Annotated in this window: 17 protein-coding genes; 8 read left to right on the plus strand and 9 right to left on the minus strand. The window is 61.4% G+C overall.

Annotation, left to right across the window (positions count from 1 at the left end; translation table 11 throughout):
• Positions 1 to 4 precede the first annotated feature (4 nt).
• The 6 genes from tauC to ACIPQ1_RS21620 all read right to left on the minus strand — a co-directional run bounded on the left by tauC (position 5) and on the right by ACIPQ1_RS21620 (position 7441).
• Positions 5 to 844, minus strand: coding sequence for a taurine ABC transporter permease TauC (gene tauC / locus ACIPQ1_RS21595; protein WP_411386192.1), 840 nt, complete (start codon positions 842 to 844; stop codon positions 5 to 7).
• The gene (gene tauB, locus ACIPQ1_RS21600) at positions 841 to 1635 is read right to left on the minus strand and encodes a taurine ABC transporter ATP-binding subunit (protein ID WP_446534746.1); all 795 of its coding nucleotides are present in this window, start codon (positions 1633 to 1635) and stop codon (positions 841 to 843) included. Before tauB ends, tauC begins: the two co-directional genes overlap by 4 nt.
• A 20-nt stretch (positions 1636 to 1655) precedes the next feature.
• Positions 1656 to 2633: a taurine ABC transporter substrate-binding protein gene (gene tauA, locus ACIPQ1_RS21605; protein WP_186707306.1), complete on the minus strand. Its 978-nt coding sequence runs from the start codon at positions 2631 to 2633 to the stop codon at positions 1656 to 1658.
• A gap of 247 nt (positions 2634 to 2880) precedes the next feature.
• Positions 2881 to 4464 carry a glutamate--cysteine ligase gene (gene gshA, locus ACIPQ1_RS21610; RefSeq protein ID WP_446534747.1) on the minus strand — a complete coding sequence of 528 codons (1584 nt, stop codon included), beginning with the start codon at positions 4462 to 4464 and terminating at the stop codon, positions 2881 to 2883.
• Positions 4465 to 4733: 269 nt separating this feature from the next.
• Positions 4734 to 5117 carry a PaaI family thioesterase gene (locus ACIPQ1_RS21615; protein WP_250961837.1) on the minus strand — a complete coding sequence of 128 codons (384 nt, stop codon included), beginning with the start codon at positions 5115 to 5117 and terminating at the stop codon, positions 4734 to 4736.
• Positions 5117 to 7441 carry a Tex family protein gene (locus tag ACIPQ1_RS21620; RefSeq protein ID WP_446534748.1) on the minus strand — a complete coding sequence of 775 codons (2325 nt, stop codon included), beginning with the start codon at positions 7439 to 7441 and terminating at the stop codon, positions 5117 to 5119. Before ACIPQ1_RS21620 ends, ACIPQ1_RS21615 begins: the two co-directional genes overlap by 1 nt.
• Positions 7442 to 7799: 358 nt before the next feature.
• On the opposite strand from ACIPQ1_RS21620, the gene ompR reads away from it, so the two are divergent.
• Both ompR and ACIPQ1_RS21630 read left to right on the plus strand, forming a co-directional pair.
• Complete coding sequence (gene ompR / locus ACIPQ1_RS21625; protein WP_003196691.1) at positions 7800 to 8540, plus strand: osmolarity response regulator transcription factor OmpR; 741 nt, start codon at positions 7800 to 7802, stop codon at positions 8538 to 8540.
• A 114-nt stretch (positions 8541 to 8654) separates the two neighbouring features.
• The gene (locus tag ACIPQ1_RS21630) at positions 8655 to 9968 is read left to right on the plus strand and encodes an ATP-binding protein (RefSeq protein WP_186707303.1); all 1314 of its coding nucleotides are present in this window, start codon (positions 8655 to 8657) and stop codon (positions 9966 to 9968) included.
• A gap of 68 nt (positions 9969 to 10036) precedes the next feature.
• Here ACIPQ1_RS21630 and rimK read toward each other — a convergent pair whose 3' ends face one another.
• Together rimK and rimB are read right to left on the minus strand one after the other, a co-directional pair.
• Positions 10037 to 10942 (minus strand): 30S ribosomal protein S6--L-glutamate ligase, encoded by a 906-nt coding sequence (rimK, locus tag ACIPQ1_RS21635; protein ID WP_053117324.1) that lies wholly within the window; start codon positions 10940 to 10942, stop codon positions 10037 to 10039.
• Positions 10939 to 11421 carry a retropepsin-like aspartic endopeptidase RimB gene (rimB, locus tag ACIPQ1_RS21640; RefSeq protein ID WP_446534749.1) on the minus strand — a complete coding sequence of 161 codons (483 nt, stop codon included), beginning with the start codon at positions 11419 to 11421 and terminating at the stop codon, positions 10939 to 10941. Before rimB ends, rimK begins: the two co-directional genes overlap by 4 nt.
• A gap of 236 nt (positions 11422 to 11657) precedes the next feature.
• Here rimB and ACIPQ1_RS21645 point away from each other — a divergent pair, with 236 nt between their 5' ends.
• The 3 genes from ACIPQ1_RS21645 (at position 11658) to ACIPQ1_RS21655 (ending at position 14980) form a co-directional block, all read left to right on the plus strand.
• Positions 11658 to 12062, plus strand: a complete 405-nt coding sequence (locus ACIPQ1_RS21645; RefSeq protein ID WP_060739670.1) for an RNA-binding S4 domain-containing protein — start codon at positions 11658 to 11660, stop codon at positions 12060 to 12062.
• Positions 12063 to 12354: 292 nt separating this feature from the next.
• A complete protein-coding gene (hslO, locus tag ACIPQ1_RS21650; RefSeq protein WP_446534750.1) occupies positions 12355 to 13257 on the plus strand; it encodes an Hsp33 family molecular chaperone HslO in 903 nt (300 codons plus the stop codon).
• A 178-nt stretch (positions 13258 to 13435) separates the two neighbouring features.
• Positions 13436 to 14980 (plus strand): phosphoenolpyruvate carboxykinase, encoded by a 1545-nt coding sequence (locus ACIPQ1_RS21655; RefSeq protein ID WP_186707301.1) that lies wholly within the window; start codon positions 13436 to 13438, stop codon positions 14978 to 14980.
• Between the two features lie 138 nt (positions 14981 to 15118).
• Here the strand turns inward: ACIPQ1_RS21655 and ACIPQ1_RS21660 are convergent, their stop codons facing one another.
• Complete coding sequence (locus ACIPQ1_RS21660) at positions 15119 to 15481, minus strand: DUF1493 family protein (protein ID WP_446534751.1); 363 nt, start codon at positions 15479 to 15481, stop codon at positions 15119 to 15121.
• Between the two features lie 190 nt (positions 15482 to 15671).
• Here ACIPQ1_RS21660 and ACIPQ1_RS21665 point away from each other — a divergent pair, with 190 nt between their 5' ends.
• The 3 genes from ACIPQ1_RS21665 to ACIPQ1_RS21675 all read left to right on the plus strand — a co-directional run bounded on the left by ACIPQ1_RS21665 (position 15672) and on the right by ACIPQ1_RS21675 (position 19217).
• Positions 15672 to 16883 (plus strand): colicin E3/pyocin S6 family cytotoxin, encoded by a 1212-nt coding sequence (locus tag ACIPQ1_RS21665; RefSeq protein WP_446534752.1) that lies wholly within the window; start codon positions 15672 to 15674, stop codon positions 16881 to 16883.
• A complete protein-coding gene (locus ACIPQ1_RS21670) occupies positions 16880 to 17107 on the plus strand; it encodes a DUF7683 domain-containing protein (RefSeq protein ID WP_250961846.1) in 228 nt (75 codons plus the stop codon). The genes ACIPQ1_RS21665 and ACIPQ1_RS21670 overlap by 4 nt, the downstream gene beginning before the upstream one ends.
• Before the next feature lie 181 nt (positions 17108 to 17288).
• Entirely contained in the window at positions 17289 to 19217 is a 1929-nt protein-coding gene (locus tag ACIPQ1_RS21675) for a RecQ family ATP-dependent DNA helicase (RefSeq protein WP_446534753.1), read from the plus strand.

Consider the following 19217-nt stretch of genomic DNA (forward strand, 5'->3'; position numbering starts at 1 on the left):
GATATCAATGGGTCTGGCCGTGCCACGGCACCAGTTTGCGTTGCAGGGCGCGCAGGCCCATTTCCATGGCGAAGGCGATCAGTGCGATCACCAGGATGCCCAGCACCACCACGTCAGTAACGAGGAACTGCGCCGCCGACTGCACCATGAACCCCAGGCCACTGGTGGCGGCAATCAGTTCGGCGGCCACCAGCGTCGACCAACCCACGCCCAGGCCAATGCGAATGCCGGTGAGAATGTCCGGCAGGGCACTGGGCACGATCACATGGCGAATCAACTGGGCCCGCGTGGCACCCAACGATTGCGCCGCGCGCAGCTTGGTCCGGTCGACGGTGCGCACGCCGGTGGCGGTGGCAATGGCGATCGGGGCGAAGATCGCCAGGTAGATCAGCAGCACCTTCGACAGCTCGCCGATGCCGCACCAGATTACGATCAACGGCAGGTACGCCAACGGTGGAATCGGCCGGTAGAACTCGATCAACGGATCGAGCACGCCGCGCGCGATGCGGTTGGTGCCGATGGCGATGCCCACCGGCACCGCCGTCAGCACCGCGAACAACAGTCCCAGGCCAATGCGTTCAAGGCTGGCGGCCAAGTGCTGCCAGAGGGTGGAATCCATGTAGCCGCGAGTCGCCAGCAGCCAGCCTTTTTCCAGCACGGCCGACGGTGAGGGCAGGAACAGCGGTTCGATCAGGCCGCTGGCGGTGACGGCCCACCAGATCGCCAGCAAGGCGATCAGGGTCAAGCCGCTGATCCAGCGCGTGCTCAGGTGGGGTCTCAAGCCACGGGCCGTGGGCTTGGTCGCCGCGTCACGGACCACCGCTGGAATTTCATAGCTGCTCATGCGCGCTCCTGTGGCCGAGTGGTGCTGCGTTGGGAGAACACTTTGGCGAGCACGTGCTCGCGGGTTTCGATGAAGCGCGGGTCGGACTTGATCGACCGCGCCGATTCCCCGGCCCCGTAGCGCTGGCCGAAATCCAGGCTCAGGCGCTCGACGATCTGCCCCGGGTTCGGTGCCAGCAGAATCAAGTCAGTGGCAAGGAACACGGCTTCTTCAATGTCATGGGTGATCAGGAACACCGGCTTGGCGGTGCGCTGCCAGACCTGCAGCAACAGTTCCTGCATCTGCTCGCGGGTGAAGGCATCCAGGGCACCGAACGGTTCGTCCATCAACAGCACGCGCGGGTTGGCCGCCAATGCCCGGGCCAGGCCAACACGTTGTTTCTGGCCGCCGGAGAGCTGCCAGACGCGGCGTTGCTCGAAGCCGGCCAGGTCCACCAGTGCCAGCATTTCCCGAGCCCGGGCTTCGCGCGTTTGCTTGGCGACCCCGGCCAGTTCCAGGCCGAACCCAACGTTTGCCAACACGTCCTGCCAAGGCAGCAGCGCATCGTCCTGGAACACCACGCCGCGCTCGGCGCCCGGGCCCTTGACGGGTGTGCCGTCGAGGGTGATCTGTCCGGCGCTGGGCTCGACGAACCCGGCAATCAGGTTCAACAGCGAGGTCTTGCCGCTGCCGGACGGGCCGAGGGCAACCAGCAATTGCTTCGGCCCCAGGGTCAGGGATATATCCGCCAGCACCGGTTCCGTCGCGCCGGGGTACTGTGCGCTGATGCGCTCCAGCTGTAGCAAGGCCATCGCGTGTCTCCCTTTTTCGATCAGCGAGTGATGTATTTGGCGCTGACGTACGGTGCGTAGTCCGGCAGCACGGCGTCGACCTTGCCTTGTTCCTTCAGGAACGCTGCGGTGTCGGTGATGGCTTGGGTAGTCGGTGCGCCGAGGCTCACGACCTGATCGGCTGCCAAGGGGAAGACGTTGCCTTGCAGCAACAGCGGGATATCGCTGGCCTTGGCGCCGGAAAGCTTCACCAGTTTGTCGACGTTGGACGCATCGGCCAGCCAGGCCTGTGGGTCCTTGCGGTACTGGGCGTAGGCGTCCAGGGTCACTTTAGCGAAGGCGGTGACAATCTCGGGATGCTTCTGGGCGAAGTCCTTGCGCACGATCCAGGCGTCGAAGGTCGGTGCGCCGAACTTGGCCAGCTCCGCGGAGGTGATCAGCACCTTGCCGTTTTCCTTGGCCACGCCCAGGGCCGGGTCCCAGACATAAGTGGCGTCGATGTCGCCACGCTTCCAGGCAGCGATGATGGCCGGTGGCGCCAGGTTGAGCACGGTGACTGTCGACGGGTCGATGTTCCAGTGTTTCAACGCGGCGAGCAGGCTGTAGTGGCCCGTGGAGACGAACGGCACGGCGATTTTCTTGCCGATCAGGTCTTTTGGCGAATTGATGCCGGAACCGTCACGCACCACCAAGGCTTCGGCGGCGCCGATCTGCGTGGCGATGAGGAAGGTTTCCACCGGGACCTGGCGGGTAATGGCCGCGGTCAAAGGGCTGGAACCGAGGTAGCCGATTTGCACATCGCCCGAGGCGATGGCGGTGATGACGTCGGCGCCATTGTCGAACTTGCGCCAGTCGATCTTGGCTTGGGTGGCTTTTTCATAGGCGCCATCGGCCTGGGCGACTTTGGCCGGGTCGACGGTGGTCTGGTAGGCGACAGTCAGGTCGGCCGCCTGGGCAAAAAGACTCGTTGCAGCCAGGGAGGCGGCTGCGAGAAGGCGAAGGGGGAAGCGCAAAGACATGGGGAAACTCCTCAACAGGCCGCCGGGAGTTCGGCGTTGGAGGAGACTAAATGATCTAAGAATTAGAAAATAAATAACTTTTTCGAATGAGCTTATTTTCGAAAAAATCTATTGGAACCGACCAATACCCTTTGTGGCGAGGGAGCTTGCTCCCGCTGGACTGCGCAGCAGGCCCGTTTTTACGACTGCTGCGCAGCCGAGCGGGAGCAAGCTCCCTCGCCACAAAAGCGTTCTCGCCAGCGGGGAGTCAGTTACTGATCGCCAGGATGCTCGCCTGATACGAGCCCACGAACACATCGAAATCCCCCACCTCGTTCTGTTCCAGCTCGGTCTGCTGGACCAATGACTTACGGGCAGTTTCCTCGAACGTCGCTTGCTCCTGGGCAGGCAACGGCTCGGCGCGGAAGAATTCGGCGTGGGCCTTGCTCTGGCGCAGGGAGAACTGGGCGAAGCTTTCCTGGTGTTCGGCCATGGCGGCCAGCACCTGGGCGGAAGGGGTCAAGGACGGGTCGCGGACTTTCGCCAGTTGCGCATCCAGGGCCTGGCGGTGGGCATTGCCACCCTGGCTCTGGTCGAGCAACGAGGCCAGCGGGGCGATTTTTTCCAGCAATTCGACGGCCCAGGCCTGCATATCCACCGCTTGGCCCTGACGCTGCAATTGCAGGCCAGGCTTGCGACCTTCCTTGACCACGGTCAGGAAGTTGTTGGTGGCGTTGCCGCACTCGTTGTTTTCCAACTGCGGGCTGTCATTGAGGCCGCAATACAGCAGGAACGCATCGAGGAAGCGCGACTCGGTGAGGTCGATGCCCATCGGCAGGAACGGGTTGATGTCCAGGCAACGCACTTCGACGTACTGGATGCCCCGGGCCATCAGGGCCTGGATCGGCCGCTCGCCGGTGTAGGTCACGCGTTTGGGGCGGATATTGGAGTAGTACTCGTTTTCGATCTGCAGGATGTTGGTATTGAGCTGTACCCACTCGCCGTTCTGGTGAGTGCCGACTTCGACGTACGGCGCGTAGGGCGTCGCCACCGCTTTGCGCAGGCTGTCGGTATAGCTCGCCAGGTCGTTGTAGCACGGCGTGAGGCCGGCTTGGGCGTTGCTTTGGTAACCCAGGTCGCTCATGCGCAGGCTGGTGGCGTAGGGCAGGTACAAGGTGTCCGGATCCAACTGCTCCAACTGGTGCGGACGGCCTCGCAGGAAACCGATGTCCAGGGCCGGCGAGGCACCGAACAGGTACATCAGCAACCAGCTGTAGCGGCGGAAATTGCGGATCAATGCGATGTAGGCCGACGACTGGAAGTCACGGTCGCTCACATCGGCGGCTTCGTCCTGCCGGAGCAGCGGCCAGAGTTTTTCCGGCAGGGAAAAGTTGTAGTGGATCCCGGCAATGCATTGCATGGTCTTGCCGTAGCGCAGGGCCAGGCCCTGGCGATAGACGTACTTGAGTCGACCGATATTCGAGGTGCCGTAATACGCGATCGGGATGTCTTCTTCCGCCGGCAACGGGCACGGCATCGAGGGGCTCCACAAGTACTCGTCGCCGAGCTTGCTGTAGGCGAACCGGTGGATCTTGTCGAGGCTGCGCAGGGTATCGGCCGGGTCGGCCAGGGCCGGCGTGATGAATTCCAGCAGCGACTCGGAATAGTCGGTGGTGATCTGTTCGTTGGTCAGCGCCGAACCCAGGGCCTTGGGATGCGGGGTCTGCGCCAGGCGCCCATCGCCAGTGACGCGCAGGCATTCACGCTCGATGCCGTGCAGGCACTGTTCGAGCAGGGAGAGGTTGGCGCGCTCGCCGAGCAGGGCCAGGCGGCGGTTTAAAAGGTCGCTCAAGTTGAATTCCTTCACGCGTCAGTCGCCCCAATATGGGGGTGGGCAAGACGGTCTACAAGGGTGAAGTTAAAACTGGCGTTTTCGCCTGGTTTTTGTGCCAAAAGCCAGCCACCGCAACCTTACTGTGGGAGCGAGCTTGCTCGCGATAGCGGTATGTCAGTCAACTTTATATTGACTGGTCCACCGCTATCGCGAGCAAGCTCGCTCCCACAAGGGGTTTCGGCGCGGTATTCATGGCATCGAAATTAACTCAAATCGATGACAGGGAGCTATAGGACAGCGAACGTGCCTTGCGCTTTTGCGACCAGTTTGTCGCCTTGCACCACCTCGGCCTCGACCACCAGCGTGCGCCGGCCGGGGTGGATGACCCGGGCGGTGCACAACACGTCGCCGTCGGACACGGCGCGAATGTAATTGATCTTGCATTCGATGGTCGCGCTCTGCTGGTCAAAGCCATGGACACTGGAGCAGGCCAGTCCCATGGCAATGTCCACCAAGCTGAACAGCGCGCCGCCGTGCAGCTTGCCGCCGCGGTTGCGCAGCGGCGGCTCGAGGCTCAGGGCGACTTGCGCCACCCCATCCCCAAGGCTCTGCAGACGGCAGCCGAGCAGCTTGAAGAACGCGCTCTCCACCAACCCGGCCGGTGCGTCCATCAGCGTTTCTTCAACTGCTTGGCGTTGGCGAACAACGAAGCCATGGCGCTGTTCGCCGGGGCTGCGGTGGCGGTTTCCTTGCGTGGCGCGGTGTTTTGCGACTGGCGTGGCGTCGAGCCAGGACGCGCACCACGGGCACCGTCGACTTTCTCGCCCGGCGTGTCGCTCATGCGCATCGACAGGCCGACGCGTTTGCGCGGGATGTCGACTTCCATGACCTTCACTTTCACCACATCACCGGCCTTCACCGCTTCGCGCGGGTCCTTGATGAACTTCTCGGACAAGGCCGAGATGTGTACCAGACCGTCCTGGTGCACGCCGATGTCGACGAAGGCACCGAAGTTGGTGACGTTGGTCACTACGCCTTCGAGGATCATGCCCGGTTGCAGGTCCTTGAGGTCTTCGACGCCATCCTGGAACTCGGCGGTCTTGAACTCTGGACGCGGGTCGCGGCCCGGTTTCTCCAGTTCTTGCAGGATGTCGGTCACGGTCGGCAGGCCGAAGGTTTCGTCGGTGAATTTCTTCGGATCCAGGCGCTTGAGGAACGCGGCATCACCGATCAGCGAGCGGATGTCGCGGTCGGTCTGGGCGGCGATACGTTGCACCAGCGGGTAGGCTTCAGGGTGGACCGCCGAGGAATCCAGCGGATTGTCGCCATTCATGACTCGCAGGAAACCGGCGGCCTGTTCGAAGGTTTTCTCGCCCAGGCGTGGGACCTTCTTCAGCGCGGCGCGAGTCTTGAACGCGCCGTGTTCGTCACGGTGGGTGACGATGTTCTGCGCCAGCGTGGCGTTCAGGCCGGAAATGCGCGCCAACAGCGCCACCGAAGCGGTGTTCACGTCCACGCCCACGGCGTTCACGCAATCTTCCACCACGGCGTCCAGGCCACGCGCCAGTTTCAATTGGGAGACGTCGTGCTGGTACTGGCCGACACCGATGGATTTAGGGTCGATCTTCACCAGCTCTGCCAGTGGATCCTGCAGGCGACGGGCGATGGACACCGCGCCACGGATCGACACGTCCAGGTCCGGGAATTCCTTGGAAGCCAGTTCCGACGCCGAGTAAACCGAAGCGCCGGCCTCGGAGACCATGACCTTGGTCATCTTCATGGCAGGGTATTTCTTGATCAGCTCGGCGGCCAGCTTGTCGGTCTCACGGCTGGCGGTGCCGTTGCCGATGGCGATCAGGTCCACCGAATGCTTGGCGCACAGGGCGGCGAGCACGGCGAGGGTCTGGTCCCACTTGTTGTGCGGCACGTGCGGGTAGACCGTGGCGTGGTCCAGCAGTTTGCCGGTGGAATCCACTACGGCCACCTTGCAACCGGTGCGCAGGCCCGGGTCAAGGCCCAGGGTGGCGCGCGGCCCGGCCGGCGCGGCCAGCAGCAGGTCGTGCAGGTTGTGGGCGAACACGTTGATCGCCTCGGTCTCGGCGTTGTCGCGCAACTCGCCCAGCAGGTCGGTTTCCAGATGGGTATAGAGCTTGACCTTCCAGGTCCAGCGCACCACTTCGGCCAGCCATTTGTCGGCGGCGCGGTTCTGGTTCTGGATGCCAAACTGCTGGCCGATCATGCCTTCGCACGGGTGCATGGTGCCGGGCAGTTCTTCGCCGACCTTCAGGGCGGAACTGAGGATGCCTTCGTTGCGACCACGGAAAATCGCCAGGGCGCGGTGGGACGGCATGCTCTTGAGCGGCTCGTCGTGTTCGAAGTAGTCGCGGAACTTCGCGCCTTCCTCTTCCTTGCCGGCGATGACCCGGGCGCTGAGGGTGGCTTCCTGCTTGAGGTAGCTGCGCAGCTTTTCCAGCAGGTTGGCGTCTTCGGCGAAACGCTCCATGAGGATGTACTTGGCGCCTTCCAGTGCCGCCTTCACGTCCGCCACGCCTTTTTCGGCATCGACGAAGCGCGCGGCTTCGGTTTCCGGGGCCAGGGTCGGGTCGTTGAACAGGCCGTCGGCCAGCTCGCCGAGGCCGGCTTCCAGGGCGATCTGGCCCTTGGTGCGGCGCTTTTGCTTGTAGGGCAGGTACAAGTCTTCGAGACGAGTCTTGGTGTCGGCCTGCTTGATGTCGCGCTCGAGTTGCGGGGTCAGCTTGCCCTGCTCCTGGATGCTGGAAAGGATGCTGATGCGCCGTTCGTCGAGTTCTCGCAGGTAGCGCAGGCGCTCTTCCAGATGCCGCAATTGGGTGTCATCGAGGCTGCCGGTCACTTCTTTCCGGTAACGGGCGATGAAAGGCACCGTGGAGCCTTCATCGAGTAGCGCGACGGCCGCTTCGACCTGCTGTGGGCGTACACCGAGTTCCTCGGCGATGCGGCTGTTGATGCTGTCCATAAAACCACCTGACAAATTGTGAAATCAGGCTCGCCACCGCGCAAACGGGGCTCGGCGAGACTGGTTGAGCGGCCTGGCATGCGCCGCTGCCTGGGTCAAAAGGCTGCCTGTTGACCCGCGAAATTCAAAAAGTGCTGCCTTGCCAGGATAATAAAGCGCGGCGCCGATCCGGCGATCCGGTCTGCCCTGGCACAAAGGGCCGCGCATTATAACCAGCGTTCCGCTGTTCGGGGGGCGTTGTGGAATGTGGCTTTGATGGGCGGTTTGCTGGAGATCGAGGAAAAATCTGCTAACAATGCACACGGTGCGTATAACGGCAGCTAGGCCATAATGCGCGCCGAGATCAAAGGAGCTTCCTATGAGCAGCACTGCACAAACTGCTGAAGGCGAAAAAATTCTGATTGTTGACGACGATCCAGGGCTGAGCAGCCTGCTGGAGCGTTTTTTCGTCAGCAAGGGCTACCGCGCCCGCACCGTCCCGAACACCGAGCAAATGGACCGGTTGCTGGCCCGTGAAGTGTTCAACCTGGTCGTACTCGACCTGATGCTACCCGGCGAAGACGGCCTGACTGCCTGCCGCCGCCTGCGCGGCGCCAACAACCAGATCCCGATCATCATGCTCACCGCCAAGGGCGACGAGCTGAGCCGTATCAAGGGCCTTGAACTGGGCGCCGACGATTACCTGGCCAAGCCGTTCAACCCCGACGAGCTGATGGCCCGCGTCAAGGCGGTGCTGCGTCGCCAGTCGGCACCGGTGCCGGGTGCGCCGGGCAGCGAAGACGAAAGCGTGACCTTCGGCGACTATGAACTGTCCCTGGCCACCCGCGAGCTCAAGCGCGGCGATGAGGTCCACATGCTCACCACCGGTGAGTTCGCCGTGCTCAAGGCCCTGGTGATGAACGCCCGCCAGCCGCTGACCCGCGACAAACTGATGAACCTGGCCCGTGGCCGTGAGTGGGATGCGCTGGAGCGCTCCATCGACGTGCAGATTTCCCGCCTGCGCCGGATGATCGAGCCCGATCCTTCCAAGCCGCGGTACATCCAGACCGTCTGGGGCGTCGGTTACGTGTTCGTGCCGGATGGCGCCGCCAGCAAGTGATCGGCGATTTGTAGGAGCGGGTGGCCTGGCCGGTTGAAATGTCTTCTTCCAGGCGACTCGCGGTCTGTCATTGTGCGAGCATCGCTCGCTCCTGCAAGTGTGTAGCGGTTATTCATGAAAACCCCCGTGTGGTTCCCCCAGAGTTTCTTCTCCCGCACCCTCTGGCTGGTGCTGATCGTCGTGCTCTTCTCCAAGGCACTGACGTTGGTGTACCTGCTGATGAACGAAGACGTGCTCGTGGACCGGCAGTACAGCCATGGTGTTGCTCTGACCCTACGGGCTTATTGGGCGGCGGACGAAACCAACCGGGCGAAAATCGCCGAGGCGGCGACGCTGATCCGCGTCGTCGGTGCCGGCGTGCCGGTGGGCGAGCAGCACTGGCCGTACAGCGAGATTTATCAACGCCAGATGCAGGCCGAACTGGGCGCCGATACCGAGGTGCGATTGCGCATGCATTCGCCGCCGGCGCTTTGGGTGCGAGCCCCGAGCCTGGGGGATGGCTGGCTGAAGGTGCCGCTGTATCCGCATCCGCTGCGCGGTCAGAAAATCTGGAACGTGCTCGGCTGGTTCCTGGCCATCGGCCTGCTGTCGACTGCGTCGGCGTGGATCTTCGTCAGCCAGCTCAACCAACCGTTGAAGCGCCTGGTCTACGCCGCTCGGCAACTGGGCCAGGGGCGCAGCGTGCGGCTGCCCATCAGCGATACGCCCAGCGAGATGACTGAGGTCTACCGTGCCTTCAACCAGATGGCCGAGGATGTAGAACAGGCCGGGCGCGAGCGCGAATTGATGCTTGCGGGCGTCTCCCACGACCTGCGTACGCCGCTGACCCGGCTGCGGCTGTCGCTGGAGTTGATGGGTGAGCACACCGACCTGACCGACGAGATGGTCCGCGACATCGAGGATATGGACGCGATTCTCGACCAGTTCCTGGCGTTCATTCGCGACGGACGTGATGAGTCCGTGGAAGAGGTGGACCTCAGCGAGTTGGTGCGGGAAGTGGTCGCGCCCTATAACCAGAACGACGAGAAAGTGCAGTTGCGCCTGGAACCGATCCAGCCGTTTCCATTACGCCGGGTGTCGATGAAGCGTTTGCTGAACAACCTGATCGGCAATGCCCTGAACCATGCCGGTGCTGGCGTCGAAGTCGCGGCCTATGTCTCCGGCGACACCAGCGCGCCCTACGTGGTGCTGAGCGTCATGGACCGTGGTGCCGGCATCGATCCATCGGAGCTGGAAGCCATCTTCAACCCCTTCACCCGGGGCGATCGCGCCCGTGGGGGGAAGGGCACGGGGCTGGGCCTGGCCATCGTCAAGCGCATCGCCTCGATGCACGGCGGCAACGTCGAGTTGCGCAACCGCGCCGGTGGCGGATTGGAAGCTCGGGTGCGGTTGCCGTTGGGCTTGATGCTGCCTCGGGATGCGGTGTAGCGATCTCTCTCAAGCAAGACAGAGAAGCTGTGGAAGCAAGCTCGGCTCCCACAGGGATTTGTGTTGAATCAGCCCTTGCCCTTGGTCCGGGTCATGTTCGGCCCGCCATTCTTTTCCAGGTGCTCGATGATGATCCCCGCCACGTTCTTGTTCGTGGTGGTCTCGATGCCTTCCAGGCCCGGCGAGGAGTTGACCTCCATCACCAGCGGCCCATGGTTGGAGCGCAGGATATCCACGCCGGCCACGGCCAGGCCCATGACCTTTGCAGCCCGCAGGGCGGTCATGCGTTCTTCCGGCGTGATCTTGATCAGGCTGGCGCTGCCGCCGCGATGCAGGTTGGAGCGGAACTCACCGGGCTTGGCCTGGCGTTTCATCGACGCGATCACCTTGTCGCCGACCACGAAGCAGCGAATGTCTGCGCCCCCGGCTTCCTTGATGTATTCCTGGACCATGATGTTCTGCTTCAGGCCCATGAACGCTTCGATCACCGACTCCGCCGCCGTCGCGGTCTCACACAGGACCACGCCGATGCCCTGGGTGCCTTCCAGCACCTTGATTACCAGCGGTGCGCCGTTGACCATCGCAATCAGGTCGGGAATATCGTCGGGGGAGTGGGCAAAACCGGTGACCGGCAGGCCGATCCCACGCCGTGACAGCAACTGCAACGAGCGCAATTTGTCCCGGGAACGGGCGATGGCCACCGACTCGTTGAGGGGAAACACCCCCATCATTTCGAACTGGCGCAACACCGCGCAGCCATAGAACGTCACGGATGCGCCGATCCGCGGGATCACCGCGTCGAACCCTTCCAGCGGTTTGCCACGGTAATGGATCTGCGGCTTGTGGCTGGCGATGTTCATGTAGGCGCGCAGGGTGTCGATCACCACCATTTCATGGCCACGTTCGGTCCCTGCTTCGACCAAGCGACGGGTGGAATACAGACGCGGATTACGCGACAGCACAGCGATCTTCATGCAACACCTGTGGCAGAGGTAGTGGACACCGGGAATGCCGGCTTGTCTTGAACGTATTTGCTACCCGGATTGACCACCAGTTGGCCGTCGATCAAGGCTTTGGAACCCAGTAACAGGCGATATCGCATGGATTTGCGGCAGGCCAGGGTGAACTCGACCCGCCAGATCCGGTCGCCCAGCGCCAACGTGGTGCTGATCACGTAGCGGACCTGCGCGTGACCGTTGGAACTCTTGATGGTCTTGCGCGCCACCAGGGGGGCTTCGCAGCGGCGATGGCGCAACTGCACCACCGTGCCGAGGTGCGCGGTGAAGCGTACCCACTTTTCGCCATCGCGCTCGAAGGGTTCGATGTCAGTGGCATGCAGGCTGGAGGTGCTGGCCCCGGTGTCGATTTTTGCCCGCAGGCCCGCGACTCCCAGATCCGGGAGCGCCACCCACTCGCGCAGACCGACAACGGTCAAATGGTCAAAAATCTTCAATAAAAAAACCTGCGATCAGTGCATCGGATCGTGGACTCCGCGAATCGCGGTATTCACGCAGAATAATCACAAAATGGCGACAGTTATCTACGCACTTGTTTGTGCGTGTAACCGATTCCGACCCCTGCGATGCGTATGGCGTCGGTTTGACGGGCATTCTATCCGTCGGGCCGGATTCGTGCGCCCGACAAAAACGGTAGTACAGTTCCGGCTATTGGCAGAAAAGAGGAATGGCAGTGGCACAAAAAAAGGAAGAGGACGACAAGGTCCGTCTCGATAAATGGTTATGGGCGGCGCGATTCTACAAGACGCGGGCCCTGGCCAAGACCGCCATCGAAAGCGGCAAGGTCCATCACCGCGGAGAACGTTGCAAGCCGGGCAAGGAGCCACGTATCGGCGATGAGTTTGTCATCCGCACCGGGTTCGATGAAAAGACCGTGGTGGTCGAGGCCCTGTCGATCGTGCGGCGCGGCGCGCCTGAAGCACAGGCGCTGTATCGTGAAACCGAAGCCAGCATCGCCAAGCGCGAAGCCGCCGCCGCGCAACGCAAGGCCGGCGCCCTGGGGGTCAGCACCGACGGCAAACCGAGCAAGAAGCAGCGCCGGGACCTGTTCAAGTTTCATGGCAGCAACAACGAATAAAGCACCGGTCATGTCACCCGTGGCGAGGGAGCTTGCTCCCGCTGGCTCTGTAGGAGCTGGCGAAGCCTGCGATCTTTTGATCTTGATCTTGATCTTTCGCTCTGGACTCAACTGTCTGGGGAAAGATCGCAGCCTCGTTGCACTCGACAGCTCCTACACAGCTCCTACGCAGCGTCTACAGGTAGGTGGTCAATCCCTTCCCGTCAGGCAAACCCAAGCCTTGCTTGGAACCCATCCTGAATGCCCCTAAAATGCCTGCCATCATTTGTCATCACCTCAGATACCAGACCCTATGACTGATTTACCGGATACCGACTACACCCAGCGTTTCATCTTCGATGACAGCGACGCCCGTGGCGAGCTGGTGGCGTTGGAGCGTAGCTACGCCGAAGTCCTCGCCAAGCACCCGTATCCTGAGCCGGTCGCACAAATGCTCGGCGAGCTGATGGCGGCCGCAGCGTTGCTGGTGGGCACCCTGAAGTTCGATGGCTTGCTGATTCTCCAGGCGCGTTCCGACGGTCCGGTGCCGTTGCTGATGATCGAGTGCTCCAGCGAGCGTGAGATCCGTGGCTTGGCCCGGTATGAGGCCGAACAGATCGCGCCCGACGCCACCCTGGCCGACATGATGCCCAACGGCGTGCTGGCCCTGACGGTCGATCCGACCCAAGGCCAGCGTTACCAGGGCATCGTCGATCTGGACGGGGCAACCCTCGCTGAATGCTTCACCAACTACTTCGTCATGTCCCAGCAGACCAATACCCGCTTCTGGCTCTACGCCGACGGGCGGCGCGCGCGTGGTTTGCTGCTGCAACAGCTGCCTGCCGATCGCCTGCGTGACCCGGAAGAACGTGATGCCAGCTGGCAGCACATCACCGCTCTGGCCAGCACCTTGAGCGCCGATGAGCTACTGGGCCTGGACAACGAAACGGTGCTGCATCGCCTCTACCACGAAGAGCAGGTGCGCTTGTTCGACGGTCAGTCGTTGCGCTTCCAATGCAGTTGCTCTCGTGAACGTTCCGGCAATGCGCTGGTCAGTCTGGGTCTGGAAGATGCGCAGCAACTGGTCATCGAGCATGGCGGCGCCATCGAAGTCGACTGCCAGTTCTGCAACGAACGCTACCTGTTCGACGCGGCGGATATCGCTCAATTGTTCGCCGGTGCGGGTGTCGATACACCGTCAGATACTCGACACTAAAACGGTTCAGCGCAGGTAAATCTCCTGGCAAACGCCGGATTTACGCCGTACTGACGGGAGGGCCCTACTCTTTTTGGGGTTTTCTGGCATAATCCGGCCCACTTTTTTCGGGTAGTAGTGCGCGACTTCCTACTACAAAACGTTTGGAGCACTCGGCCACGGGCCGACGGGGAATCTCATGACGCAAGCCAATAACGCCGTGTACACCGATCTGAGTGTCGATGATCTGGTCAAAGAAGCCCTGAATCGCGGTGAAGGCGAGCTTGCCGATACTGGCGCGCTGGTTGTTCGTACCGGTCATCGTACCGGTCGCTCGCCAGTCGACCGTTTCATTGTGGAAGAGCCAACCACCCAGGACGCCATCGCCTGGGGCCCGATCAACCGCAAGTTCCCGGCCGACAAGTTCGATGCCCTGTGGAGCCGCGTTGAAGCCTACCTGGGCGAGCGCGAGCGTTTTGTATCCCACGTGCATGTAGGCTCCGATCCTGCGCACTACCTGCCAGTCAAGATGACCACCGAGACCGCGTGGCACAACCTGTTTGGCCGTTGCCTGTTCATCAACCCCGAGCAATACAACGCCGGCGGCAAGGATGAATGGCAGATCCTCAACGCGCCGAATTTCGTCTGCGAGCCTGAGCGCGACGGCACCAACTCCGACGGCACCGTGATCATCAACTTCGCGGCCAAGAAAGTGCTGATCGCCGGCATGCGCTACGCCGGTGAGATGAAAAAAGCCCTGTTCTCCGTGCAGAACTTCCTGCTGCCGGCTGTTGACGTGCTGCCGATGCACTGCGCCGCGAACATGGGCGAAGAGGGCGATGTGACCCTGTTCTTCGGCTTGTCGGGCACCGGCAAGACCACCCTGTCCGCCGATGAAAGCCGTTACCTGATCGGTGACGACGAGCACGGCTGGGGCGTGGGCGTGGTCTTCAACATCGAGGGCGGTTGCTATGCCAAGTGCATCGACCTGTCCGAGAAAAACGAGCCGGTCATCTGGAAAGCCATCCAGCACGGTGCCGTACTGGAAAACGTCGTTCTGGACCCCGTCACCAAGAAAGCCGACTACGCCGACGACAGCCTGACCCAGAACAGCCGCGCCGCCTACCCGCGTGAGCTGATCGAAAAACGCGCACCGAAAAACCTCGGTGGCGAGCCCAACGCTGTAATCTTCCTGACCTGCGACCTGACCGGCGTTCTGCCGCCGGTGTCGATCCTCAGCGAAGAACAAGCCGCCTATCACTTCCTGTCCGGCTACACCGCACTGGTGGGCTCGACCGAAATGGGTTCGGGCAGCGGCATCAAGTCGACCTTCTCCACCTGCTTCGGCGCCCCGTTCTTCCCGCGTCCAGCCGGTGAATACGCTGAGCTGCTGATCAAGCGCATCCGTGGTTTCGGCTCCAAGGTCTACCTGGTCAACACCGGTTGGACCGGCGGTGGCTACGGCGTCGGCAAGCGCTTCAACATCCCGACCACCCGTGCTGTGATCGCAGCGATCCAGAGCGGCGCGCTGATCGGTGCTGAAACCGAACACCTGGACATCATCAACCTGGACGTGCCGCTGGCAGTTCCAGGCGTCGAGACTGGCCTGTTGAACCCACGCAACACCTGGGCCGACAAAGCCGCCTACGATGAAGCCGCCAAGGCATTGGCCGGTCTGTTCATCGAGAACTTCAAGAAGTTCGACGTGAGCGACGCGATCAAGGCGGCAGGTCCACAGCTGTAAGGCTTGGTTGTTGAATAAAAAACCGCCCTTCAATGGGCGGTTTTTTATGGGCGGTTAGTTAGGTGCGTAGGGGCTGGAAACTGTCATTATTCCAGCTGAAATCGAGCCAGACAGCCAGAATAATGCCACTTAAGGTGCTCAAATCACCTCGTTCTCCTCCACTTCCCGCGTATCCCATTTCTGTGCCTTGATCGCCTTGTAAAGCATGCCGATGGTCAGTGGCAGCTTGTTTCCCCGGCCCTTGGCCCTGCGCTTTTGAAACACATCGAACCCTTCAGGCTGAAAATAGCGGTAGGCGTCGTAGTCGATGAAATCGATGGCGAACCGTTCCTCCACTGCTTCCATCAGATGCCGAGCGTCCGCGCCGTCACAACCCCAGTCGAGATTGATCGCGGTGTCCAGGCGAATCGTCTTGCGTTCAGGCAGGCCGATTTCTTCGTGGAGCAGCTCCATGAGCTGGCGCATGGCGTGATCGTCGGGGAAGTCTGGGGCGAGGTGCATGGCGAGGTTTCCGGGGGTGTTGGCGTGTGTTCGTCTGGAGGGAAAGTTTAGGAGGAATCGTTGCCCATTGGAAAAAGAAGAAAGATCTCACAGTGGTCTCGGAACCGTCTGCTGAGTATTTCCCTGGCCGCTCGGTAAGGTTCGCCACGCCCTTTTAATGGGGGTTAATGGCGACCAAGCAGGGATGAGCATGACGAAAGGGAAGGCCGGTGTTCCGCAGTCCTGGGAGCATTACGGTGGCGATCGGGGCTACAGGATCCTGCGGGACATGACCCCCAGCGAACTGGCAAAAAGAGACGACGATCAACAGGCCTATGAGGCCATGCTCGCCAGGCAGACGGCGTACATGAGCGAGCGTTTGACCCAGGTCCGCGAAGCATCACCTTCCGACGTGAAGGGCTGTGTATTTGCCAAGTCCTGCAAGCTGCCTGATTCGGTGATCGACTATCACAACCCGAGCGGCTACATCCCGACTGAAGCCCTGAGGGAGTACGGCCAATTTACCTTGTTGGGCGGGCGTCAAGCTGACGAGTCAGGGCGCATTCAGCTCAAGAATATCAGTGGGTCGTTGCCGGCAAGCTTCGGCTCGTTTGCCTTGGGTAGGGCGATGCCGGTTTCCCTTGGTGTGGCGGCGGGGGCTGCTGGCGCGGTCACTGCACCCGTGGCGGCGGGTGTACTGATCGGCCTGGTGGGGCTGCTGATGCCCACGAGCCTGGGTGACGGTTCGTTGTACACCGAAGAGCAACTGCGCTCCCTGGAGCAGGCACGTACGCGGGTGCGGTTGCACGTCGAGACCCAGGCCGATGGCACGCTCAAGGGATACGGCTATAACACCCAGGCACGACGTGACTGGGAAATGATCCCGGTGGTGACGTTCCAGGCTCGCGGCGAGCAACAAGTGGCGGACTTTGGCGATGGGGTCGAGTTGATCTGGACGCCTGCGGTCGATCCATCCGCGACGTTGGGCATCCCGGCGCTGGAGGCCGCGCCACAGGCTCCGCACATCTGGATTTTTCCGCCGACACCTGCGGCGGACAGCATCATCGTCAACCCGATCTATCCGCCGGAGTATAAGGATTTCATTCTTGTGTTTCCGGCGGATTCTGGGGTTTCGCCGTTGTATATCGTGCTCAGCATTTCTGATCACAAATATTACCCGACCCCGACAGGCGTACTTCCTGCTTTTCCTGACCTTGTTCGCGGTCGCTCTAAAACTCCCGTACAAGGAGGTGGAGGATTACGTCCACGTTGGCACGACCGCAAAGGTAATATTTATGAATGGGACCGGCAGCATGGCGCTCTTGAAAAGTACAACCCGCGTGGAAAACATTTAGGTGAGTTCAATCACATCACGGGTGAACAGACCAAAAAAGCGGATAAGGCAAGGAAGGTAGAGCCATGAGTTTTGGGGTGTTGGGTTTTTATCCTGGCAAGGATGAGCTGGTATTTGAACAGAGCATCAGCTTGTCGGTGGAGGACTTGAAGCCTGTGATGCAATGGGCAGGTAGCAATGATCACATCGGTGCGGACTTCAGACTTTCAGCAGAGCAGGTGCTTGAAATTGAACGATTGGCCTCATTGAATTTTCCGCCGGGGCTGGATCTTTATTTAACGTCTTATGACTGAACGCCAAGCTCAAACGGTCAGTTATCAAACGTCTTCTCGCTTGCGTTGCCTCTTGAGTCGATCCGCGTCGCGGCCATTCAGGCTGTATCATCCCGTATCGATTCAACCCCGACCTTTTCTCGACTCGCCGCATTGTCCCGCTAGGCTTTGGGCATCGCAGCAGTCAAAGGAGCGACCGCGCATGCACAGCACCCTGGAACAGGTTTTCGGTTATCCACAGTTTCGTCCCGGTCAGGAGGCGGCCATCGGCGCCGTGCGTGCCGGTCGGTCGGCGGCGGCCATCTTTCCCACCGGATCGGGCAAGTCCCTGTGTTATCAATTGTCGGCCCTGCTCTTGCCGCACCTGACGCTGGTGGTCTCACCGTTGCTGGCGTTGATGCAGGACCAGTTGGCGTTCCTCCAGCGCCACGGCATCGCGGCGGCCAGCATCGATTCGGCCCAGAGCCGTGACGAAGCCAACGACGCCATGGCGCGGGCCCGTTCGGGTGAGTTGAAGATCCTGATGGTTTCCGTGGAGCGCCTGAAGAACGAGCGCTTTCGCAATTTCCTGCAGCAGGTGCCGATCTCGTTGCTGGTGGTGGACGAGGCCCACTGCATTTCGGAATGGGGGCATAACTTCCGACCTGATTACCTCAAGCTTCCCGATTACCAGCACCAGTTCAATATTCCCCAGGTATTGCTGCTGACGGCCACCGCGACACCCAAGGTCATCGCCGACATGCAGGCGAAATTCGTCATCGCTGCCGCCGATGTGGTGACGACCGGTTTCTACCGACCGAACCTCAATCTGCTGGTCGAGCCCGTGCGTGGTGCCGACAAGCGCGCGCGACTGGTGCAGTGGTTGGGCGAGCGTGCCGGGCAGCCGAGCATCGTCTACGTCACCTTGCAGCGAACCGCCGAGCAGATCGCTGAACACTTGGGGCGGCACGGTATCCAGGCCGAGGCCTATCACGCCGGTTTGCCCCATGAACAGCGCGAAACCATCCAGCGGCGATTCATGGGCGGCCAATCCAATTGCATCATCGCGACCATCGCCTTTGGCATGGGCATCGACAAGAGCGACATCCGCAACGTCGTGCATTTCGACTTGCCCAAGTCCATCGAAAACTACAGCCAGGAGATCGGCCGCGCGGGACGGGACGGGAAGCCCTCCGATTGCCTGGTGCTGGCCAACCGCGACAGCCTCAACGTGCTGGAGAACTTCGTGTATGGCGATACGCCGGAGCTTACCGGCATTCGTTGCGTGCTCGATGAACTGAAGGCCGCGGCAGCCGACGGGCAGTGGGAATTCTTGTTGGGACCGCTGGCGGACCAGAGCAACATCCGGCAACTGCCGCTCAAGACGCTGCTGGTCCAGTTGGAATTGCGCCGGCTGATCGCGCCGCGTTATGCCTATTTCGCCGAGTACCGCTTCAAGTTCCTGACCGAGCCGCACGAGCTGCTGGAGCGCTTCGAAGGTGAGCGACGGGACTTCGTCGCGGCCATCATCCAAACCTCCAGTCGCGCCCGGAGTTGGGCCACGGTGGATTTTGACGGGATGTACCAGCAGTATCGCGCTGAGCGTAATCGGGTGGTGAAGGCGCTGGATTATTTCCAGGAAAAGGGCTGGATCGAGCTGGAAAGCAAACAGATGACCGAGGTGTACAGCGTGCTGGAAGCGGATCTGGATGCGCAGCTCTTGAGCACCGAGCTACACGCCTACTTCACCCGGCACGAACACGGTGAGATCGCGCGGATCCACGCCATGCTCGAATTGTTCGCCACTGCCCGTTGCCTGGGTCATCGCTTGGCGGAGTACTTCGGCGACGGCAATGCGCCACGCCAGTGCGGCCATTGTTCGGTGTGCCATGGGCATGTCGCCCGCCTACCGGAGCCGCCCGTATTGCCGGCGCTTGTGGATAAAAATTTCGAGGCGCTGTGTGGCGATTTTATCCACACGCATGAGCAGCACAGCGGCAGCGTGCCGTCTGCCGAGCGCCTCACCCGATTCCTGTGCGGAATCAGCGTGCCACTGTTCACCCGTTTGAAGGCACGGAAGATCCATGGGTATGCCGCACTGGAAACGTATCCATACGCTGAAGTTCGCCAGTGGGCCCAAGCGCACCTGTGA

It is taken from the genome of Pseudomonas sp. LARHCG127 (assembly GCF_052871455.1).